A 16,296-nucleotide genomic window follows, 5' to 3' on the forward strand; every position below is an offset into this window, starting at 1 on the left:
TCGGTATCGTTCGGTTTGTCGGTATGGCTGGCGCCGGGCCGGCCGGCGCTCAATGAATCACATGCAGTTCGTAACGCGCGTCGGCGCGATCCTGCGTGGCGTCCTGGGTGCAGAGGAAGGCGTCCCAGCCGAGCCGCCCGCCCATGCCGAGCATGGTCGGGCCGACCTCCTCCTGCTTGAGCACCAGCGACACCTCGTACTCCAGCGTCACGCCGGCCAGCAGCGTCAGCATCCGCTCCAGCGCGATCGCACGATCGCCGCCGGGCAGGAACGCCTCGTAGTCGCGCTTGCTCAGCGGGCCGACCACCAGCCGCGCGCGCATGTCGCGCTGCCACACGCGCTCGCCCACCAGCGCCGTGGCGCCCAGCGTGGCGTTGACCTCGCCGAGCACGCTCAACTGGTCGCGCGGCACGTCGTACCACTTGCCGATGAACTGATCGACGCGGATCGACACCCGGAAGTAATCGGACAGCGTGCGTTGCAGATACGCCGCCGACACCGGCCGATGCCGCGCCGCCAGCGCATAGCCGGCGATCGCCTCGTCGATCACCGCGCCGCTGCCGTCCTGCATCGCGCGCCGCGCTTCGGGGTTCGACACGCCGGCCAGCGACAGCAGCAGCGGCAGGTAGCGTTCGTCGCGATCGAGTTCGTAATGCAGCGGCAGCCGGTATTTCTTCCACGCCGAATAGAACAGCGCGGTAGCGCGGTTCGAGAACACGTCGAAGAACGCGCGCGCCGCATGGTCGCGCTTCAGTTGCTCGCGCGAGATGATCTGCTCGGTGTAGTGGTGCGGCAGCGCGCCCTGCCCGCCCAGCAGCCCGAAGAACGCCGGCACGATCTCCACGCGGTCGATCGCCTCGTCGCGCACGGCCGCGCGGCGCTGCGCCTCGTCCACCTTGTCGCCGGCCGCATCGAACGATTGCGCGTGCTCGATCTCGCTCGGCGGAAACCCGAGCGACAGCGAATTGCGGAACGCCACGCGCCGCTCGACCAGCTCGCCGGGCCGCAGCGCGTCGGGCTTCTCCGGGTCGCGCTTGGCGAACCAGGTTTCGAGCAAGCGCACCGCCTGGAAGAATTCGAAGCGATACGGCTCGTCGAGGAACTGGTCGACTACGCCAGGATCGATTCGCCGCTTCGCGGTTTGCATCGGATGATCTCCTCGCCGGTGCGCTTGGACACGACGATCAGTTGAACAAAGCTGTTGAGGTGGACATACAGCCCGAAGAACGCGTCCAGCATGCGCGCGAACGCGGCCAGGCTGGTGCCGACGAAATGCTCCTCGTCGATCGTCAGGCGGATCTCGATGCCGCGCACGAACGTCGCGAACGGCTTGCCCGGCAGCCATTGCACCGCACCGCGCTGCTCGATCGCGACCAGCCCGTCGATATGGCGCGTCGAAACGGCCGAGCGGCGCAGGTCGTACAGCGTCAGCAGCTCCTTGAGCGGCGCGAGGCCGTCGTTGGCGAGCGAGACGTGGTTCAGCGCCAGGTGCGAGATCAGCCGCCAGTGCGCGGCGCGCCCGCGCGCGAAGCGCACGCTCGGCGACGGCCGGCGCAGCATCGTGATGTCGCCGAAATCGGCGCCGCCGTCGGCGAACAGGTCGCCGCCCGCCAGCCCCGTGGCGAGCCCCGCCGGCAGGTCGCGGTTGGTGCAGGTCAGGCGCAGGCTCAGGGTGTCCGTCTGCGGCGCGGCCGGCTCGAAATCGATGTCGACGATCGAAATTTCCGTCTCGTAGCCGGGGCTGTGCTGCGCCACCCACTCGTTGCGGCGCGCGAACCAGTAATGGCCCACGTGGCCGGCCTCGCCGTGATGCAGCGAGTAGAACGGCCGGAACTCGACCACCGATTCCTCGTGCGCCGTCTGCCGCACCAGGTGCACCGAATCGATCGAATACACCTCGTAGGCGAACGCGCGGCGCGACTCGGCGATCACCGGGTACGACACGCTCTGGTGATCGATGCGGATCGGCTCGCCGTTCTGCTTGAACAGGTTGACCACCGGCGTGCAGAACAGCCGCAGGTGCGTCGCACTCAACATGTCGAGCAGCCGCGCGACGTGCGAATCGCTGCGCACGTCGGCCAGCACGATATGCAGCGTCAGGCGGTGGCACGGGCCGGCGCGGCGCGTCATCGCGGCCAGGTCGAAATCGACGAAATCGAATTTGTCCGGGAATGCGAAATATTCGGTCAGCAGCCGGTAGGCCGGATGCGAGCGCGACGGGTAGTCGATCAGCGCGTCCTGCTCGTCGAAGCCGGCCTGCGTGACGGGCGACACGCGCAGCGGCGTCCAGCGGCCATTGCGCTCGGGCTCCACGTAGGTGGCGAGCGTGTTGACGAACAGGCAGTCGGCCAGCGCCGCGACGAACGATTGCTCGCCGTGCAGGTGCGCGCGCAGCGACGGCAGCTTCAGGCCCGCCAGATCGAACTGCGGCGCCAGCGATTCGAACGTGATCGAGATCACGCCGGTGGCGTTGCCGGGCAGCACGGTGGCGGCCGGCGCGGCGGCGATCGACGCGTAGCGTGCCTCCGAAATGCGGATCGGCGCAATCGTCACGTCGTAGGCGGTGCGGAACTGGCACTGCACGCCGCGGATCGCCCGGCTCTTCAGCTCGGTGCCGCGCGCCACGCGATGCGGCGCGGTTTGCTGCGAGACGTTGGCGGAAGGCGTGAACTGCGCGATCGAGCAGGACGGGAACGGCCGCAGGTAATGCGGATAGAGCACGTCGACGAGCGCCTCGGTGAATTCCGGGTAATCGTCGTCGAGCTTCTTGTTGATGCGCGCGCCGAGCAGCGCGAACGATTCGATCATCCGTTCGACGTGCGGATCGTCGCAATGCTCGCCGGTCATGGCCAGGCGCGCGGCGATCTTCGGATAACGCCGCGCGAATTCATGCGAGTACCGCCGTAAAAACGATAATTCGCGCTCGTAGTACGGCAGCAACTCTTCCATCGAGGGTCCCCGAAACTCAGAGCCCGCTCAGGTCATGAGCGGGCCGTAACGCCCTGCGGGCAGGGCGGATGGTCGCCGCGTCGTCTGGCGCGCGGCGATCCGGATTCATGTCAAGGCTTGGCGGCGCGTCCGCGCGACACCGAGTATTGCAAGGTGGACGGCTGCAGCATCGCGTCAAAATTGACGGGCTCCTGCGCCGGATGCACGACGAGCAACGCGCGAATCGAGAAATTCAGCGAATTGGTGGACTGCTCGTTCAGTTCAAACGACACCGCGACCTGTTGCAGCCGCGGCTCGTGACGATCGATCGCCTGCTGGATCGACTTGCAGATGAACGCGCGATCGTAGTGGCTCGCCAGGCTCAGGCCCGCGAAATCGTTGAGGCCGTAGGTCAGCACCGATTGCTGGCACTCCGGCAGCGCGGCGAGATCGTCGTCGGTCAGCGCGATGCGCGTGTTGAGGATCGATTCGACGTCGCGTGCGACGGTGTTCTTCAGCTCGTCCAACGACAGTTGCCGCATCGCGGGCGAGGCCGGCTGATGCGGTTCGTCGTCGAACAGCTTGTCGAGAAAACTCGGTTCGAAGCGTTTCATGGAACGGCAGGCAACGGGTGATGCACCACGCAGGACGGGGCACCGCGTGCCCCGTCCCGAATCACGAGCTTAGACCGCGTAGGTCTTGTCGTTCTTCGTCAGGCTCCAGGCGCCCTGCGTGTTGCCGCCCTGGTTGCCGCCGATGTTCTGCTTGGTCTGCTTCCACTGCACGGCAGCGTACTTCAGCGAGAACTGTTCGACCGGCAGGCCTTCGGTCTGCACGCTCGGCGTGACGCTCGAGATGATCACGTACTTCAGCTTGATCTCGAGGTACTTGACGCGCTTGCCTTCGCCGTCCGAACGCATGAAGTCGATCGAGACTTCGTCGAACGTCGTGCCGCCCGACGCGTGCTGATACAGCAGCGGGCTGGCCATGTCGAGTTCCTTCGTGAACACCATGTCGCTGTGTTCGCAGCGCTCGGCGGTGTGGCCGCCCGAGGTCGACGAGGTGGCCGAACGCGGTTGCGTGACCGACCAGTCCCACGACTTCAGTTCGATCCAGTTCGCGTGGTCCTTGTCCTGCGACTCACCCTTGATCGACGGATTGCCGAAATTCAGATAGATGTCCAACATGACGCATTACTCCCCAAAGAGGTGGTTTTCAATTCCTACCCGAGCGGCCCGCTCAGGCGACGTTGACTCAATCGCTTATCAATTTGCCGATTTGGGCAGATCCGCCACCAGGCGCAGGGAGATCGAGAGTTCGTCGAGCTGGAAGTGCGGACGCAGGAACGCGACCGAACGATACGAGCCCGGCTTGCCCGGAATCTCCGACACCTGGACGGATGCTTCGCGCAGCGGGAACTGCGCTTTCTGTTCCTGAGACGCGTTATCGTCCAGCAGCACGTACTGGGAGATCCAGCGATTCAGGAAAGACTCCACGTTTTGCGCCGACGCGAAGCTGCCGATCTTGTCCCGCATCATCGCCTTGAGGTAGTGCGCAATGCGCGATACCGAGAAGATGTACTGGAGCTGAGCGGACAGCACGGCGTTCGCGTTGGCGCTGTCGGTGTTGTATTTCTTCGGTTTTTGCACCGACTGGGCCGCAAAGAACGCCGCGTAATCGGAGTTCTTGCAGTGGACCAGCGGGATGAAGCCGAGGTCGCTCAGCTCCTTCTCGCGGCGATCGGTAATGGCGATTTCGGTCGGGCACTTCAACGCGATCTCGCCGTCGTCCGTCTTGAACGTATGGGTGGGCAGGTCTTCCACTAGGCCGCCGCCTTCCACGCCACGAATGGCCGCGCACCAGCCGAAGTCGTCGAACGCGGCCGTCAGGCGCGCCGCGAACGCCCACGCGGCGTTGCACCAGAGGTACTTCGAGTGATCGGTGCCGTCCACGTCTTCCACGAAGTTGAAGCTCTCGGCGGTCTGGCCGTCCTTCGGGTGGAACGGCAGGCGGCCCAGGAAGCGCGGCAGCGTGAGGCCGACGTAGCGCGAATCTTCCGAATCGCGGAACGACTTCCACTTCGCGTATTCCACCGTGTCGAACACCTTGCCGAGATCGCGCGGCTTGCCCAGGTCGGCGAACGATTCGAGGCCGATCAGCTCCGGCGCGGCCGAGGCGATGAACGGCGCGTGCGCGGCAGCCGCGACATGCGACATCTGCTCGATGAAGTACATGTCTTCCGGCTGGCGCGACACTTCGTAGTCGCCGATCAGCGCGCCGAACGGCGCACCGCCGAACGTGCCGAATTCTTCTTCGTAGACCTTCTTGAACAGCGCGCTCTGGTCGAACTCCGTGGCGGCCTTGAAGTCGCGCACCAGTTCGCGCTTGGGCGCGTGCAGCGCCTTGATCTTGATGGTCGAGCCGGTATTGCTTTCCGACACCAGGTAGTCGAGGCCGCGCCAGGTGCCTTCGAGCTTCTGGAATTCCGGCGCATGCATGACCGCGCTCATCTGCGCGGAAATCAGCCGATCGAGCTCCGCGACGCGCGCGTCGATGGTGGCCGACAGGTTGTCCGACACGATCACCGTGCCGTCGAGCACCTGATGGACGAGCTCGCCGATCAGGTCCTTCGCGCGTGCGTGTTCCGATTGCGATTTCGCGACCTTGCTCTTCTCGACGATGTCGTCGAGCAGCGAGGTTTCCGCGCCTTCGAGCGCGCCGGCCGGTTGGGCCGCTGCCGTTTGCTGATTCATCTCGTACCCCGTAGCTTATTCGCCGCCGTCCTGACCGCCATCGCCCGACTGCTTCGCGAGCGCCTGCAATTGCTGCGTGTTGCTCAGGACTTCACTGAGCAGATCCTCGAGCTTGTCGTTGCCCGCCATCTTGTTGCGCAGGTCGGCCAGCTTCGAGCGCGCCTCGATCAGGCGGCGCAGCGGTTCGATCTGATTGACGACCTGATCCGGCGTGAAATCGTCGAGCGAGCGGAACTTCAGATCGACGCCGAACTTGCCGCCTGCTTCGCTGAGCTTGTTCTCGACCTGAAACGCCGCGCGCGGCTCGATCGCCTTCATGACGTCGTCGAAGTTGTCGCGGTCGATATTGACGAACTTGCGGTCGCGCAGCTTCGGCATCTCGACTTCGGACTGGCCGGCCAGATCGCCGACCACCCCCACCACGAACGGCAGTTCCTTCTGTTCGATCGCGTCGCCGCGCTCGACTTCATAGGTCAGCTGCACACGGGGCGGCCGTACCTTTTGCAGGCGCTTCTGAATACTTTCTTTTTTGGCCATGACGGCTCCCGATAGCGTGGGTTGGTGGGTGCGCGCTTAACGCAGCGCGCCGAACGGATCCGCGCCGCTCTTGGCCGGGGCCGCCGGAGCCGGCGCCGATGGTGCGGCTGCGGCGGGCTTGGCCGCTTCCGGCGCGGAGGCGGCCGGCCCTGCGACGCGCTTGCGGTAGATCTTGCGGCGCTTGACGGCCGGCTTCTGGGCTTGCTGCTCGGGCGCGAACAGCGCGTCCTCGCCGAGCGAATCGCGCAACTGCTTGGCCAGCACCAGCGCATCGGCATGCGCGTCGCCGGCCAGCGAGGCGTCCTGACGCAGCTCGGCCAGCGATTCGGTGGCGATGCGCAGGCCGGACACGGCCAGCACGCTCTTCGACTGGCGATCGGTGTTGTCGCGTTGCAGGGCTTCCTGCGCCGCCACGATCGCCTGGCCGTAATGGCCCTGCTGGAACTGGATCTGGGCGATCCGGGCCCACGGCTCTTCACGCGTCGGGTCGGCCTTCGCCAATTGCTGATACAGGCCGATTGCCTTGTCCTGATCCCCGGCCTTCGCGACGGTATCCGCATCGTCGAGCTGCTTGTTGAATGCTTCGGGCGTGGGCGGTGCCGGCGGCTGCGTTGCGCAACCGGCGATCACGGCACATGCCATTACTACTGCGGAAAATTTTGCGAACAGTCGGTCTTTCATCGTTTTATCACCGGCGCGGAGTTTTTAAATCGTTGAGTTTCAGTGTTTTGCTTTGCAGCGAGTGCGCGGGTATAGTACCGATCAATTTTTCATAATTCAATCTCCCGTGCATCGAGATTCGATTTAAACGACCGAAACCACCCGCCGGGCGCGGCTTTACACAATCCGGGCGACTTGGGGGATAGCAATATAATTGGCAACATTTACTTGAATAACCGTAAATGCGACGAAATTGAAGAAAAAATTTCCGATCGAATCAGGTGACCTCGCAGAAGTACCAGTAACCCCGGACTTGCAAGCCGCCTTTGCCCGATAAAACCCGCGCCACGCCAGGCATTTCTGACAGGAAACGACTGACCGTCGTCCTCGATTCACGATGATTTCGTCTTTGTCCCGATTCGCGCTGCCGCTGATGGCCTGCGCCCTTCTCGCAGGCTGCGCGGCGGCCGTCCCGCTGCTCGGCTCGGCCGGCAGCGCCGCGCTGCAGATGGTCGGCATCGGCAAGCCCGAGGTGCCCGACGCGCAGAAGCCGCCGCGCAATTTAGGCATTACCCTCTATGCCGCGCCCAACCTGAACGCCGCCACCGACAACAAGCCGCTGGCGCTGGTGGTGCGGCTCTACACGCTGAAGGACCCGACCTCGTTCCAGCAGGCGCCGTTCGACGCCTTCACCGATCCGGCCAAGGAAAAAGCGGCGCTCGGCGCCGACCTGTTGAGCGTGCGCGAAGTGACGCTGATTCCGGGCCAGCGCTACGCCGCAACGGAAAAAGTTTCTCGTGAAGCGCAGGCCTTCGGCATCGTCGCGTTATTTCGCAGCCCCGCGATACAGCGCTGGAAACTGGTGTTCGATCCGGCCAAATCGGAGAAATCCGGCATAATCATCGGCCTGCACAACTGCGCGATGACCGTTACCGACGGCATCGTGATCGCATCGCAACAGGGCCTGCCGGCACAGCAACTGAATATGCTGTCGTCGGTCAGTTGCGGTAATTAACGATTCGATGACGTTTCCAAGTCAATTAACAAAGTTTGACGACGATATGAATCGGGGTGCGATTATGCAAAAGCGGCATCCCAATCACCTACAAGGTTTGTCATGAGTTATTCGGCCAAGGTGCTATGGGGTGAAGGCCTGTTTTTGCGGCCTCAGCACTTTCAGCGGCAGGACGCCTATCACGAGGCCCGCCTGTTCGAGTCGATCCAGGCGATCCAGCCATATAACTGGGGCCTGCGTTCGTTGAAACTCGATCGCGACGCGATCAGCAGCAACGTGCTGCGCCTGTCCGAGCTGTCGCTGATCTTCCCCGACGGCGCGCTGTTTTCCGCGCCGCAGGCCGACGACCTGCCGCGCCCCGTCGCGCTCGACACGCTGCCCGAAGGCATCAACGAATTCACGTTCTACCTGGCGCTGCATCCGCTGCGCGAAGCCGGCTCGAACTATGTGGAAGATGCCGATGCCGGCTTTTCCAGCCGCTTCACGAGCGAGAACGGCCCGATCGCCGACCAGTTCACCGATGCGGCCGAGGCCGACATCGCGTTCCTGAAAACCCACGTCAAGCTGATCGCGCACAGCGAGCCGCGCGACCAGTTGCTCGCGATCCCGCTGGTGCGCGTGCGGCGCACGGCCACCTCGGGCTTCGAGTTCGACGATTCGTTCGTGCCGCCGTGCCTCGCGATCGAGGCCTCGGGCGTGCTGATGCAGCGGCTGCGCCAACTGATCGACGCGCTGCAGGCCAAGGTCAACGCGCTGTACGGGTTCCACCGCGAGCCGACCAAGAACATCATCGAGTTCCGTTCGGGCGACATCGCCTCGTTCTGGCTGCTGCACACGGCCAATGCCGCGTTCGCCTCGCTCGCGCACCTGTATCAGCACTCGGCGCTGCATCCCGAACGGCTGTTCCAGGAACTGCTGCGCCTGGCCGGCCAGTTGATGACGTTCTCGAAGGGCTACGCGCTCGCCGATCTGCCGGCCTATCGTCACGACGATCCCGGCCCGCCGTTCGCGCGCCTCGACACGATGCTGCGCGAGTTGCTCGAAACCGTGATCTCCACGCGCTACTTCGCGATCACGCTGGAAGAAGTGCGGCCGTCGTTCCATATCGGCCGCCTCGATTCCGGCAAGATCGACGACAAGACCGAGTTCTATCTGGCGGTGTCGGCCGACATGCCGTCGGTCGAGCTGGTCGATGCGGTGCCGGCGCGCTTCAAGGTCGGCGCGCCCGACGACGTCGACAAGCTGGTGCTGTCCGCGATGCCGGGCGTGCGCCTGTCGTACACGCCGCAGGTGCCGCCAGCGATTCCGGTGCGCCCGGGCGCCTGCTATTTCGCGCTCGACGGCCGCAGCCCGCTGCATGAACGGATGCTGCAATCGCAATCCGCGATGATCTACGCGCCCTCGGGCATCAACGACCTCAAATTCGAACTGATCGCCGTCACCTCATGAGCTACGCGCCTTCCCTGTTCGGCGGCAACACGCCGCCCCCCGCGCCGCATTCGGCTGCCTCGACCGACGCCAGCTTCCAGGCGCGCTCGCTGCTCGACCTGCTGTACGACGGCTTCTTCATGATGTTCCTGCTGAAGAACGGCCGCGAGCCGGGCGAGGCGAACGAATTCCGCACGCGCATCCAGGAATTCCTGGCCGATTTCGAGCGCGGCGCGAAGAAGCTGAACGCCGGCGCGGACGACGTGTACGCCGCCAAGTTCGCGTTCTGCGCGGCGATCGACGAGGCCGTGCTGTCCTCGCAGTTCAAGGTGCGTGCCGAATGGGAGCGCCGCCCGCTGCAGCTCGTGCTGTTCGGCGAGCAACTGGCCGGCGAGAAGTTCTTCCAGTATCTGGAGGAATGCCGGGCGCGCGGCGCGGCGCGCCTGCAATCGCTCGAGGTGTTCCACATGTGCCTGCTGCTCGGCTTCCAGGGCAAGTATCTGCTGGAAGGGCCGGAGAAGCTCGCCTACCTGACCGCGCGGATCGGCGACGAAATCGCGCAAATAAAAGGCAAGCGCGCGCCGTTCGCGCCGCACTGGCCGCTGCCGGACCAAATCGCGCACCGCCTCAAGCGTGAAGTGCCGCTGTGGTCGATCGGCGCGGTGTTCGCGCTGGTGGGGCTGCTGGCCTTCATCGGCCTGAACGCCTACCTGCGCGATCACACGCTGAAGGCGCTCGCGCCGTATTCGCAGATCATCAAGGTCGGCCCCGAATCGGCCAACCTGACGATCTCGCTGCCGTAACGCCCGGCGCTCGAACGGACTGGCGGCGGTGCCGTCAGTCCTGTCCCACCAGCTTCAGCGCGGGTGCGGGCGTGGACGTGGCCACCGGCAGGCTGCCGCCATGCATGCACACCCGGTTGCGGCCCGTGACCTTCGCGTCGTACAGCGCCTGATCGGCGCGCCCGGCCAGTTGCTCGAGCGTCTCGCCGGGCTGCCGGCCCGCCACCCCGCCGCTGGTGCGGTACGAACACAAGCCGGTGGCAGTCGCCACCTCGTGGCGGCTCACTTCGTCGCGCAGCCGTTCGGCGATCCGGTACGCATCGGCCATCGTCGTGTTCGGCAGCAGGATCGCGAACTCCTCCCCGCCGAGCCGCCCGAGCGCATCGCCGCCGCGCAGCCGGTTGCGCATCAATTCGGTGAATTCGCGCAGCACGCAATCGCCGCCCGCGTGGCCGTAGGTATCGTTGATCGCCTTGAAGTGATCGAGATCGACCAGCAGCAGCGACAGCGGCGTGCCGTTGCGCTCGGCCTCCTCCACGCGCGCGCGCGCCACGAACTCGAAGCGCTGCCGCGACATCGCTCCCGTCAGGAAATCGTGATCGATCACGTGCCGCGCCTCGCGTTGCAGCGAATCGTGCACCAGCAGGATCGCGCACATCGTCATCACCGGCATGATCGCCGCGCCGATGCAGAGCAGGATCACGTTGACCGTGGTGCCCAGCATCGTCACGCTCGACGGGCCGGGCAGCATCATGAAATGGATGCCGCGCACGAGCTGGCTCAGTGCGAACGCGATCGCCAGCGTGGCCGTGGCGAAATACGGGTAGCGCGACTGGCCGGCGCGGCGGCGCAGGATCACGATCGCGGCGATCGCGATGCAGACCCCGGCGGTAAACAGCGTGGAGATCACCACGCGCATCGGAATGCTGTCGACCGCGTAACGCCAATAGGTCAGCGCCGGCAGCGTGAGCGCCACCGGCACGGCCAGCCAGAGCCAGCGCACCGGCAACCGCAGGAAGCGCGCGAAGCCGGCATACAGCATCACGCCCGACAACACCCACATGCCGTTGGCCACCACCACCGACATCAGGTCGGGCACCATCCCGTGCGCCAGCACCAGCGCGAGCGCCGCCGACAACAGCAGGTTCGCGCCGAACCACTCGCGCACGCCGTCCGCCTGGGTGCGAATCAGCGAGCCGAGCAGGACGAGCATCAGAAGCCCGAACATCGCGGTAGTAGCCAGAGCAACGGTGACGGCGGACATGACAGGGGCGTGGATTCCGCGCGTCGATGAGGCTCGCGACGCGCATGCGTTTCAACAGGCGTAGTTCGGAATTTATCAGTTCCGGGAAAAGCAAAATGTGAAATAGGATGGCAGACGCATTGACGGCGACAGCCATCAAGGAATATTGCCTTCACATCGATCTGGAACGGAATTCGAATCGGCGCGCGGAGTGCGCATGCGATGGATATGTAAACGTTTAACCCACGGGCGTTTCAATCACGCCCCGACATTCCATCGCATGAGATGCGGCGCATTCTCCTGAAAAATCGCGGCGGGGGCAATACGTCAATACGCCGATATCGAATTGGCCGCCGCGCAATCGCGCCGTGAACGCTCATTCCTGAAGCGGCGAGGCCGGTTCGGCGTCGCGAAAATCGGGGCGCGCGGCCTGAATGTCACGCGTGTTCTTCTGCACCGCGATCGCGCCGAACAGCGACAGCAGGAACGCCATGCCGTAGAAGCCCTTTTCGCTCAGCGCCAGCGTGGCGTTGAACAGGCCGACCGCCAGCAGCAGCACGGCCAGCAGCGTGGAGAACCAGCACAGGCCGTAGTAGATGCCCGTCACGGGCAGCCCTTCGACGCGGTCGCGCACGCTTTTCTGCAGCGACACCGCGGCGAACAGGCCGAACATCAGCACCGTGAAGTAGTAGCCCTTTTCGTTGAGCTGCATGCCTGCGTTCCAGAGCCCGAGCAGGTAGGCGACGATGCCGGCCAGCAAGGCGGCCCACGATGCGGCGATGAATGCGAAGGACGGTTGCTGCGGAGCGGTTTGATTCATCGTTCGAGGTTCCTGAGTTGTTATTGAAACGCGACGGCGCAGAGCCCGGCACCTCGCGGCGGCCGGCCGGCGCGGGTGGGAAGCCGGTGCGGCAAACCAGGCGCCAATAATAATCAAAATACGGGAAAAGGCAATCGCTTGAATGCCGATAATCGCGCTCGAATCATTCGATTTACGGCGTCAATTCCACAAAACCGGATTAATCCCATTTTCCAAACCCGCCAAAATAAATTCGGCATGACGAGCACACCTCAGGCGGGCACTGCGTTTCACTCGATCTTTCGGCGGGAAAATCAAAATGAATGGGGGCGCCGTCATCGCGAAATTCGGCAATCTCGTGCGGGCCGGAGCAGCGGATCGAAAAAGCGGACCGCCTCTGCCCTGACGGAATCAACCGCGCAATCGCGCCGCATGCGCGGCGGGCAGCACCACGTTCATCAGGTGATCGGCACGCGACATCAGATCGGTCGCGCGCTCGTCGAGCCCGCTCAACTGCATCGGCTGCATGCGCAACTGCTGGAGCGCCTGCGCGAAGATGCTGCGGCGGTCGTGCAGCGTGCGCTCCAGCCCGGCGTCGTCGGGGATGCGCACCACGTCGGTCACCGCACTCAGCGCCGCCAGCACCACCACCAGGCCCTCGTCGGCGTGTCGCAGCTTTTCGGCCAGCATCGCCGTGCGGCGCGGGAAGAAGCCGAGCGACTGCTTCAGCGCGCCGAGCGCCGCACGGTAATCGACCGGGGTGGTCGTGGCCGGCCGAAACCAGCGCTCGAGCATGCCGTCCTTGCGCGTGACCTGGGCGAGCAGGCCCGCCATCAGGTCGGCCGCGTTCAGTTCGCCGAACTCGCGCGTGGTGTCGGCGATCGCCTCGACCAGATCGCCCGATGCCACCAGCGCGGTGTCGCCGATCGTCGCCACCGTGGCGAGGCGCGGCGGCAGCAGTTGACGGATGTGGCGCTCGACGCGCGCGCCGTGCTCGGGATAGAGATTCGGATAGGCCGCCCGCGCCGCGTCGAAACAGGCCTGCAACTGCGGATGCTCGGCGCCGCCGAACAGGCTCCTGCCGACCGTTTCGGCGGCCGGCGAGCGCGATTCGGCGCGCGGTGACGGCGATGGGCCGAGATCGAGCGCGGCCGGGGCGGGCCGGTCGGTGCGTGCGAGGGTGGTCGGTTGTGGCGCTTGGGCTGCTTGAGTCGCTGGTGCCGGTCGGCCCGCTTGAGCCGCTTGAGCCGCTTGAGCCGCTTGAGCCGCTGGTGCCGGTCGGGCCGCTTGATCTGATTGCGCCGGCCAGGCCGCTTGAGTCGCTTGCGCCGGCCGGGCTGCTTGATCCGCTTGCGCTGCTTGAGTCGCCGGTGCCGATTGCACCGCTGGTGCCGCTCGCGGCAATTCGATCGGCCGCACGCGGTTTTCGGGCGCGTGCGACGCCGGGCCAGCAGCAGCCGGCGCCGCATCGAACAGCGGCCGGCCGGGCTTGCGCGCCGGTTCGGTATCGAAATCGAGCCGTTTCGGCTCGTCGGGAGGGAGGGTCATCGGTACGCCCTGCCCGGCCGGCGGCATCGCCGCGCGCCGGGCTGCCGCCAGTCAGACCGAGCCGCCGTACGCCTTGACGAAATCGCCGAGGCCCCGGTTGTAGCCCGCGCCGACCGCCTTGAACATGAACTGGCCGTCGCGGCGGTAGAAGCTGCCGACCTGCACCGAGGTTTCCATCGAGAAATCCTCTTCCAGCGCGTACTTGGCGATCACCGCGCCCGTCACTTCGTCGGAAATCTGGATGTAGCTGTTGCGAACCTGGCCGAAGTTCTGGCGGCGCGCTTCCGCCTGGTCGATCGTCACCACGATCGAGATTTCCTCGATGTCCTGCGCCAGCTTGGTGACGTCGATGAAGATCACTTCGTCGTCGCCGCTGCCGCTGCCCGTGCGGTTGTCGCCGCTATGCACCACGCCCAGGCACTTCGAGGCCGGCATGCCGCGCTTCGGGAAATCGTCGCCGGGCTGGATGAAGGTTTCCTTGCGGTCCGTCGTGCGCACTTCGGCGTTGTAGAACACGAAATGCTGATCGGAGATCAGGCGCGGGCTGTTCTGCTCGTCGTACTTGCAGAGGAACACCGACACGTCGAGATCGAAATCGGCGCCGGTATCCGTCGCGTTCGCATCCCAACCCAGGCCGACGTGGAATTTCTGCGTGCCCGGTGCTTCCTTCGACAGGTTGACCCGGCCGCCTTTCGACAAATTGATCATCTGAACCTCGTTTGCTGGAACCCGCCGCAACACCGGCGGTAATGCGGCGCCGCGCAGCGCGCGGGCCAAGGAATGGCTTGTGTCAGTCCGCGCTGCCCGTGCGCGCCTCGCGGCGCTGCACGATGATCGACGACCACACCGCCGCGCCGATCATGGCCGCGCCCACCAGCCCCGTCACGACTTCCGGCACCTCGTACTTCACGCCGACGAACATGATCGCCGCCAACGCGCCGATCGCCCAGAACGCGCCGTGTTCGAGGAAGCGGTATTGCGCGAGCGTGCCCTTCTTGAGCAGCACGAGCGTCATTTCCCGGATGTAGGCCGCGCCCACGCCGAGGCCGAGCGCGATCAGGAAGATGTTGTTGGACAGCGCGAACGCGCCGATCACGCCGTCGAAGCTGAACGACGAATCGAGCACTTCGAGATAGAAGAAGCCGGCCATGCCTTCGCGCACCACGCGCGTGCCGGTATTCTCGCCGCCCACCAGGTCGCCGATGCCGTGCGCGATCACGAAGCCGATCACGCCGAACGCGCCCGCCAGCAGGAAGCTCACCTGCTCGGCGGCCGGCACGTAGAACGACGCGATGATCACGATCGCCAGCGTGAGCGCGACTTCGATCGCCGTGATGCGGCCCAGGTGGCGCATCGGGCCTTCGAGGAAGCCGATCCAGTGCTCGTCCTTGCCGGCATCGAGCATGAACTTGAAGAACACCATCAGCAGGAACGCGCCGCCGAACGCCGACACCTCGTGGTGCGCCGAGACCAGCACCGCCGCATAGCGGTCGGGCGATTCGATCGCCAGCTTCAGCGCGTCGATCAGGCCGATATGGCCGATCACCGCCACGATCAGCAGCGGGAACACCAGCCGCATGCCGAACACGGCCACCGGCAGGCCGAACAGCATGAAGCGCTGACGCCACTTCTCGGACCAGCCCTTGAGCACCGAGGCGTTGACCACCGCGTTATCGAGCGAGAGCGAAATCTCGAGCACGCACAGGACGGCGACGATCAGCATGTCCTTGAAGCCGCCGAGCAGGTACGCCGCGATCAGCGCCAGTACCGTCAGCGACAGCGGGATCTTGAAATCTTTCAACATGATGGAAGGTAGGGGTCCGAAGGAGAAGTGGCCGGCGGGATGCGCTTACTTCGCGCGCACCCACTCGCAGAATTCCGGCGTGATCAGGTGCTCGTAGATCTGCTCGTCGGGCACGTCGAGCGATTCGAGGTGAAGGAAGCCCACGTTCGGCATCTCGTCGGCGATCTCCGCCAGGAAGCCGAATTCGTCCGGATCGCCCACGCCGATCAGCGACCAGTAGAGCGGGAAATGCTGCGAATCGGCCAGCAGGCGGCGCACGCGGTCGCGGTCCTGCGACGGGTTCTGGCCGTCGGTGATGAACAGCACCCAGGCCGGCAGGTGCGCGCCTTCGGGCGATGCGGCCGGCGCGGCTGGCGTGGTGTCTCCACCGCCGAACAGCCGGCTCAGGAAACCGCCGCGTTTCGGCTCGCTCTTCGGTTGCGGGGTGCGGAAGAAGAAATCGACGATGTCGCCCATCACCGGCGCGTAGCGCGTGCCGCCCCACTTCTTGATCGGGCCGTTCAGCACATGCTCGCCGATGTACGAGCCGTAGTTGTCCGGCGTGGCGGTCGGCAGGCGGTCGAAGCCTTCGGTGAAGGTCCAGGTGTCCACTTCGCCGTTGTCGTCGAACTTCAGCGCGATGCCGAGAATACGATCGTGCGTTTCCTGGATGATGCCCGATTCGTACAGCGGCGCCGCGGAGCCCGACATATCGAGCGCCGCGCCCACGCGCACCACGGGCGGCGTCAGGAGACGACGTTTTTCCAGAACGATCGCGACCTTGGCCGCGCGTTTTTCCAACGTGATCATGCGATGAGCC

Annotated in this window: 16 protein-coding genes; 3 read left to right on the plus strand and 13 right to left on the minus strand. The window is 65.1% G+C overall.

The window, feature by feature from the left end; translation table 11 throughout:
- Positions 1-49: 49 nt before the first annotated feature.
- The 7 genes from tssG to AB4851_RS33635 form a co-directional block, all read right to left on the minus strand.
- Positions 50-1,147 carry a type VI secretion system baseplate subunit TssG gene (tssG, locus tag AB4851_RS33605; protein WP_414450461.1) on the minus strand — a complete coding sequence of 366 codons (1,098 nt, stop codon included), beginning with the start codon at positions 1,145-1,147 and terminating at the stop codon, positions 50-52.
- Positions 1,111-2,949 (minus strand): type VI secretion system baseplate subunit TssF, encoded by a 1,839-nt coding sequence (gene tssF, locus AB4851_RS33610; protein ID WP_414450462.1) that lies wholly within the window; start codon positions 2,947-2,949, stop codon positions 1,111-1,113. Before tssF ends, tssG begins: the two co-directional genes overlap by 37 nt.
- A gap of 110 nt (positions 2,950-3,059) precedes the next feature.
- Positions 3,060-3,542, minus strand: a complete 483-nt coding sequence (gene tssE / locus AB4851_RS33615; protein WP_414443768.1) for a type VI secretion system baseplate subunit TssE — start codon at positions 3,540-3,542, stop codon at positions 3,060-3,062.
- Between the two features lie 69 nt (positions 3,543-3,611).
- Positions 3,612-4,115, minus strand: coding sequence for an Hcp family type VI secretion system effector (locus AB4851_RS33620; protein ID WP_206126209.1), 504 nt, complete (start codon positions 4,113-4,115; stop codon positions 3,612-3,614).
- Positions 4,116-4,193: 78 nt separating this feature from the next.
- Complete coding sequence (tssC, locus tag AB4851_RS33625) at positions 4,194-5,681, minus strand: type VI secretion system contractile sheath large subunit (protein WP_414443767.1); 1,488 nt, start codon at positions 5,679-5,681, stop codon at positions 4,194-4,196.
- 15 nt (positions 5,682-5,696) lie between these two features.
- Positions 5,697-6,218 (minus strand): type VI secretion system contractile sheath small subunit, encoded by a 522-nt coding sequence (tssB, locus tag AB4851_RS33630; RefSeq protein ID WP_414450463.1) that lies wholly within the window; start codon positions 6,216-6,218, stop codon positions 5,697-5,699.
- Between the two features lie 36 nt (positions 6,219-6,254).
- Positions 6,255-6,899 carry a tetratricopeptide repeat protein gene (locus AB4851_RS33635; RefSeq protein WP_414443765.1) on the minus strand — a complete coding sequence of 215 codons (645 nt, stop codon included), beginning with the start codon at positions 6,897-6,899 and terminating at the stop codon, positions 6,255-6,257.
- A gap of 376 nt (positions 6,900-7,275) precedes the next feature.
- Here AB4851_RS33635 and tssJ point away from each other — a divergent pair, with 376 nt between their 5' ends.
- The 3 genes from tssJ to icmH all read left to right on the plus strand — a co-directional run bounded on the left by tssJ (position 7,276) and on the right by icmH (position 10,124).
- Entirely contained in the window at positions 7,276-7,893 is a 618-nt protein-coding gene (gene tssJ, locus AB4851_RS33640; protein WP_414450464.1) for a type VI secretion system lipoprotein TssJ, read from the plus strand.
- A gap of 102 nt (positions 7,894-7,995) precedes the next feature.
- On the plus strand, positions 7,996-9,342 hold the full coding sequence (gene tssK / locus AB4851_RS33645; RefSeq protein WP_414443763.1) for a type VI secretion system baseplate subunit TssK: 1,347 nt from the start codon (positions 7,996-7,998) through the stop codon (positions 9,340-9,342).
- Positions 9,339-10,124 (plus strand): type IVB secretion system protein IcmH/DotU, encoded by a 786-nt coding sequence (icmH, locus tag AB4851_RS33650; RefSeq protein WP_414450465.1) that lies wholly within the window; start codon positions 9,339-9,341, stop codon positions 10,122-10,124. The genes tssK and icmH overlap by 4 nt, the downstream gene beginning before the upstream one ends.
- 34 nt (positions 10,125-10,158) lie before the next feature.
- Here icmH and AB4851_RS33655 read toward each other — a convergent pair whose 3' ends face one another.
- The 6 genes from AB4851_RS33655 to AB4851_RS33680 form a co-directional block, all read right to left on the minus strand.
- The gene (locus AB4851_RS33655; RefSeq protein WP_414450466.1) at positions 10,159-11,367 is read right to left on the minus strand and encodes a GGDEF domain-containing protein; all 1,209 of its coding nucleotides are present in this window, start codon (positions 11,365-11,367) and stop codon (positions 10,159-10,161) included.
- A gap of 355 nt (positions 11,368-11,722) precedes the next feature.
- A complete protein-coding gene (gene yiaA, locus AB4851_RS33660; protein WP_414443760.1) occupies positions 11,723-12,166 on the minus strand; it encodes an inner membrane protein YiaA in 444 nt (147 codons plus the stop codon).
- A gap of 390 nt (positions 12,167-12,556) precedes the next feature.
- Positions 12,557-13,192: a hypothetical protein gene (locus AB4851_RS33665; RefSeq protein ID WP_414450467.1), complete on the minus strand. Its 636-nt coding sequence runs from the start codon at positions 13,190-13,192 to the stop codon at positions 12,557-12,559.
- Between the two features lie 552 nt (positions 13,193-13,744).
- Positions 13,745-14,401, minus strand: coding sequence for a TerD family protein (locus AB4851_RS33670; protein WP_414450468.1), 657 nt, complete (start codon positions 14,399-14,401; stop codon positions 13,745-13,747).
- 82 nt (positions 14,402-14,483) lie between these two features.
- Entirely contained in the window at positions 14,484-15,497 is a 1,014-nt protein-coding gene (locus AB4851_RS33675; RefSeq protein ID WP_414450469.1) for a DUF475 domain-containing protein, read from the minus strand.
- Between the two features lie 45 nt (positions 15,498-15,542).
- Entirely contained in the window at positions 15,543-16,286 is a 744-nt protein-coding gene (locus tag AB4851_RS33680) for a VWA domain-containing protein (protein ID WP_414450470.1), read from the minus strand.
- Positions 16,287-16,296: the final 10 nt, after the last annotated feature.

Origin of the sequence: Burkholderia sp. 22PA0099, from assembly GCF_047497165.1 — a bacterium.
Classification (GTDB): domain Bacteria; phylum Pseudomonadota; class Gammaproteobacteria; order Burkholderiales; family Burkholderiaceae; genus Burkholderia.